Origin of the sequence: Streptomyces tricolor (genome assembly GCF_002155905.1) — a bacterium.
Taxonomy (GTDB): domain Bacteria; phylum Actinomycetota; class Actinomycetes; order Streptomycetales; family Streptomycetaceae; genus Streptomyces; species Streptomyces tricolor.
The window spans coordinates 1-5,815 of sequence record NZ_MUMF01000194.1; the positions used below are offsets into that span (position 1 = coordinate 1).

General features: G+C 76.5%; 1 protein-coding gene. It reads left to right on the forward strand.

Translation table 11 applies throughout. The annotated features are described in order from the left end of the window. Positions 1–5,815: non-ribosomal peptide synthetase (locus CCN44_RS14990; protein ID WP_143649761.1), on the forward strand; the 5,815-nt coding region annotated here is incomplete at both ends.

A 5,815-nucleotide genomic window follows, 5' to 3' on the forward strand; every position in this document is an offset into this window, starting at 1 on the left:
CTCACCCCGATCCAGCACTGGTACCTGGACGGCCGCGACGGCGCGCGGCGGCTCCGCTTCACCATGACCCAGCGCCTCGAACTCGCCGCGGACACCGACCACACGGCGCTGCGGCAGGCCGCCGACGCCCTCGTACGCCACCACGCGGCCCTGCGCACCCGCTTCCGCCGCACCGCCGACGGCTGGCGCCAGGAGGTGCTGCCCGAGGCACCGGACGGCGTCCTCACCCGCCACGACATGACCGGGCGGGCCGACGCCGCGCTGGAGGCCGAGGTCCAGCGGCTCACGGACGAGGCCCAGGCCGGTCTCGACCCCGTCGCGGGCCGGGTCGTCCGCGTCCTGCACGTCGACCGCGGCCCCCGGCTTCCCGGGCAACTCGTCGTCACCGCCCACCACCTCGTGATCGACGGAGTGTCCTGGCGCATCCTGCTGGCGGACCTGGAGACCGCGTACCGGGACGCCGCGGCCGGCCGGCCCGTCGAGCTGCCCGCCCCGGGCACCTCCTACGGCCGGTGGGCCGCCCGCCTCGACCGGCACACCCGCTCCGGCGCCCTGGACGGCGACCTGCCGTACTGGACACGCACCGGCGCGGCCCCCGCCGAACTGCCCGCCGGCCGGCCCGGCCCGAACACCCACGGCACCGCCGCCACCCTCACGGTCACCCTGGACGAGCAGGCCACCGACGCCCTGCTGCGGCAGGTCCCCGAGACCTACCGCACCCAGGTCAACGACGTCCTGCTCAGCGCCCTCGGCCGCACCCTGGCCCGCTGGTGCGGGCGCGACACGGTCCTGCTGGGCGTGGAGGGACACGGCCGCGAGGACCTGTTCGACGACGTGGACCTCGCGCGGACCGTCGGCTGGTTCACCGCCGAGTTCCCCCTCGCCCTGCGCGTCGACCCGGACGCCGGCTGGCGCGACACCCTCCGCGCGGTCAAGGAGCAGCTGCGCGCGGTGCCGCTGCACGGCCTGAGCCACGGCGCCCTGCGCCACCTGAGGCCCGACAGCCCCCTCGCCGGCGCACCGGCCCCCCGGGTCGGCTTCAACTACCACGGCCAGTGGGACGCGGGCGGCACCGGCACCGGCGGACTGTTCCGCGGCTCCCTGCCCCCGGCCGGCCGGGACACCGACCCCGAAGAACCCCGGCCGTACCTGCTCGACATCACCGGCGTGGTCCAGCAGGGCCGCCTGGAACTCGGCTGGACCTACCCGGCGGCGGTCTACGACGAGGCCACCGTCCGCCGGCTCGCCGAGGAGACGGTCACCGCCCTCCGGGACATCGTGGCGCACTGCGCCCGCCCCGACGCGGGCGGCCGTACCCCCTCCGACTTCCCCCTCGCCGGCCTGGACCAGGACCAGCTGGACCGGCTCGTGGGCGCCGGCCGGCACGTCGAGGACGTCCTGCCGCTCACCCCCCTCCAGTCCGGCATGCTCTTCCACGGCCTGGTGGACACCGAGCACGCCTACTTCGACCGGACGGCCGTACGGCTGGCCGGGGTGGCCGACCCGCGCGCCTTCGCCGCCGCCTGGCAGCAGGTCGCCGACCGCACCCCGGCGCTGCGCACCAGCGTCCACTGGCAGGGCCTGCCCCAGCCGGTCCAGGTCGTCCACCGGCGCGCCGAGCTGCCCGTCACCCACCTCGACTGGCGCGCCCTGACGCCCGCACAGCGCGCCGAGGCCACCGAGCGCCTGCTCGCCGAGGACCGCGCGGCGGGCATGGACCTCACCACCCCACCGCTCACCCGCCTCACCCTGGCCGCCCTGCCCGGCGACGAGGTGCTGCTGCTGTGGTCCACCCACCACATCGTCCTCGACGGCTGGAGCACCGGGCAGCTGCTCACCGAGGTGTGCGAGCGGTACGCCGCCCTGACCGGCGGCCCGGACCCGGCACCCCCGGTACGGCGGCCCTTCGCGGACTTCCTGCACTGGCTGCGCGCGCAGGACGAGACGGCGGCCGAACGGCACTGGGCCGACGCGCTGGCCGGGTTCACCGCCCGCACCCCGCTGCCCTACGACCGCACACCCGCCGAGGCCCACCGCGCCCGGTCCGCCGCGGCCGTCCACCGCGAGCTGGACGCCCGGATCTCGGGCCGGCTGCGGGAGGCCGCCGCCCGCGCCGGGCTCACCGTGAACACCGTGGTGGAGGGCGCCTGGGCGCTGCTGCTGGCCCGCTACAGCGGCCGGGACGACGTGGTGTTCGGCACCACCGTCTCCGGTCGCCCGGCCGAACTGCCCGGCGTCGAAGGCATGATCGGCATGTTCATCAACACCGTGCCGACCCGGGTCCGGGTCCCCGACGGGCCGGTGCTGCCGTGGCTGCGCGGCCTCCAGGACCGGCAGAGCGACGCCCGCCGCTTCGACTTCCTCGCCCTGCCCCGCATCCAGGCCGTCAGCGACGTCCCGTCCGGCGAACCGCTGTTCGACAGCATGGTGGTGTTCGAGAACTACCCCGTGGACGAGTCGGCCACCGCCCGCACGGGCGTCCGGGTCGAGGAGGTCCGCGCCGACGACGCCACCACCTTCCCGTGGGCCCTGCGCGCCCACCTGGCCGGACGGCTGGGCTTCGACCTGGCCTACGACCCCGCGCTGTTCGACCCCGGCACCGCCGAGCGCGCCGCGGACCGGCTGGCCGCGCTGCTCACCGCCCTCGCCGACGGGTTCGACACCGACCTGGCCGGCCTGGACCTGCTCACGCCCGCCGACCGCGACCTGCTGGCCGCCTGGAACACCACCGCCCGCCCGGCCGCCCCGGCGAGCCCCGTGGACCTGTTCGCCGAGCAGGCCCGCCGCACCCCGGACGCGCTCGCGGTCCAGGACGGCGACCGCGAGCTGACCTACCGCCACCTCGCGGAATGGGCGGACGCCCTGGCGGCACGGCTGGTGGCCGGCGGGCTGGCGGCCGAGGACCGGGTGGCACTGCTGATGGACCGCTCCGCCGAACTGGTCGTCGCCCAGCTCGCGGTGCTCCAGGCCGGCGGCGCCTACGTCCCCGTCGACACCCGGGCCCCCGAGGACCGCCGCCGTACGCTGCTCGCCCAGGCGGGCGCGACGGTCCGGCTCACCGCCGCCGACGTGACGGCCGCCCGCACCGGCACCGGTACGACGACGGAGCGGACACCGGCCGCCGCCCCCGACCGGCTGGCGTACGTGATGTTCACCTCCGGCTCCACCGGCCTGCCCAAGGCGGTCGCGGTACGGCACCGGGACGTGGCCGCGCTGGCCACCGACAGCCGGTTCGCCGACGGCGTGTGCGCCCGGGTGCTGCTGCACTCGCCGGTGGCCTTCGACGCCGCCACCTTCGAGGTGTGGGCGCCGCTCCTCACCGGCGGCTGCGTGGTCGTGGCCCCGGGCGAGAGCGTCGACGCGGCCCTGCTGCGCCGGCTGGCCGCCGACGGCGGTCTGACCGCGCTGTGGCTGACCGCCGGACTGTTCCGGCTGCTCGCGCAGGACACCCCCGACTGCTTCCGGGGCCTGGCGCAGGTGTGGACCGGCGGCGACGTCGTGCCAGCCCAGGCGGTGCGCCGGGTGCTGGCCGCCTGCCCCGGCCTGACCGTCGTGGACGGCTACGGGCCCACCGAGACCACCACCTTCGCCACCTCTTTCGCCCTCACCGACCCGGCAGCGGTGCCCGGCACCGTGCCCATCGGCCGGCCGCTGGACGACATGCGGGCGCATGTGCTCGACGCCCGGCTGCGGCCCGTACCGCCCGGCTGCGCGGGCGAGCTGTACCTGGCCGGCGAGGGCGTCGCCCGCGGCTACCTGGGCCGCCCCGGCGACACCGCCGCCCGCTTCCTCGCCGACCCCGCCGGCCCGCCCGGCGCCCGCATGTACCGCACCGGCGACCTGGCCCGGCGCCGGCCGGACGGCACCGTCGAGTTCCTGGGCCGCACCGACGACCAGGTGAAGATCCGGGGCTTCCGGGTCGAACCCGGCGAGGTCGAGGCCGCGCTCGCCGCCCACCCGGACGTCGTGGACGTCGCCGTGCTCGCCCGCGAGGACCGGCCGGGCGCCAAACGGCTCGTGGCCTACGTCGTCGGACCGGCCGGGCAGGACGGCGAGGAACTGCGGGCCTTCGCCGCCCGCACCCTGCCCGACTACCTCGTCCCCACCGCCGTCGTCCCGCTCCCCGCCCTCCCGCTCAGCCGCAACGGCAAGCTCGACCGGGCGGCCCTGCCCGCACCCGAGGCCCTGCCGGGGTGCACCCGGGTCGAGCCCCGCACCGAGGCCGAGCGCCGCACGGCCGCCGTCTTCGGCGAGGTGCTGGGCAGCGAACCGCCCGGTGTGGAGGACGACTTCTTCCAGCTGGGCGGCGACTCGATCCTCAGCATCCGGCTCGCCTCCCGCCTCGCCGAGACGTTCGACACCGACCTGAGCCCGCGCGCGGTGTTCACCCATCCCACGCCCGCCGGACTGGCCGGCCTGCTCGGCGCACGGCAGGGCACCGGCCGGGCGGCCCTCACCCCGGTCACCCGGAACGGGGCCGCGCCCATGTCGTACGCCCAGCAACGCCTGTGGTTCCTGGAGGAGTTCGCGCCCGGCGGCACCGAGTACGTGACCGCGCTCGCCCTCCGGCTGCGCGGCACCCTGGACGCCGGCGCCCTGCGCGCCGCCCTGGCCGCCCTGGTGGCCCGGCACGAGTCGCTGCGCACCACCTTCGACAGCGTCGACGGACACGGCGTACAGCTCGTCCACCCGCCCCAGGAGGTGCCGCTGCCCGTACGCGACCTGTCCTCCCTGCGGGACAGCGCACGGGAACCGGCGCTGCGGAGCCTGCTCGCCGAGGAACGCGCCCGCCCCTTCGACCTGCGCGAAGGGCCCCTGCTGCGCACCGGTCTGGTCCGGCTCGCCGAGCGCGACCACGTGCTGACCCTCACCCTGCACCACATCGTCACCGACGGCTGGTCCACCGCCGTCCTGCTCGGCGACCTCGCCCACGTCTACCGCGCCGAACTCGGCGCCGCCGAGGACGAGTTGCCGCCGCTTCCGGTGCAGTACGCCGACTACGCCCACTGGCAGCGCACCGCCGCGGCCACCGGCCTGGACGAGCACCTCGCTTACTGGAAGCGGCACCTGGCCGACACCGCACCCCTGGACCTGCCCACCGACCGGCCCCGGCCGCCGGTGCGCACCAGCGCGGGCGCGACCACCCGCCTCATGGTGCCCGCCCGGACCGCGCGGCGGCTCGACCGGCTCGCCCGGCAGCACGGGACCACCCTGTTCACCACGCTCGTCGCCGCCGCCCAGGCCTACCTCGCCCGGCTGTCCGGCGCCGAGGACATCGCCGTCGGCACCGTCAGCTCCGGCCGCGACCGGCCCGAGACGCAGGGCCTCGTCGGGTTCTTCGTCAACACCCTGGTGCTGCGCTCGCGGGCCGAGGCCGAGCAGCCCTTCAGCGGGTTCCTCACCGCCGTACGACAGACCGTCCTCGACGCCTTCGCCCACCAGGACGTGCCGTTCGAACGGGTCGTGGACGAGGTCGACCCGGTCCGCGACACCAGCCGCAGCCCGCTCTTCCAGGTCATGGTCGTCCTGCAGAACACCCCGGCCGCCGCGCTCGACCTGCCCGGCCTGGACGTCACCGACGTCGAACCCGAGTCGGACCAGGCCCCGTTCGACCTCACCCTGGAGTTCGCCGAGACCGGCGACGGCGCCCTGCACGGCCTGCTCACCTACAACACCGACCTGTTCGACCCGGCCACCGCCGAGCGGATGGCCGGCCAGCTCGGCATCCTGCTGCACGCCGTCGCCGAGGACCCGGACCGCCCGCTCGGCGCCCTGCCGCTGACCTCCGACGACGAGCTGAAGACCGTGCTGGAGC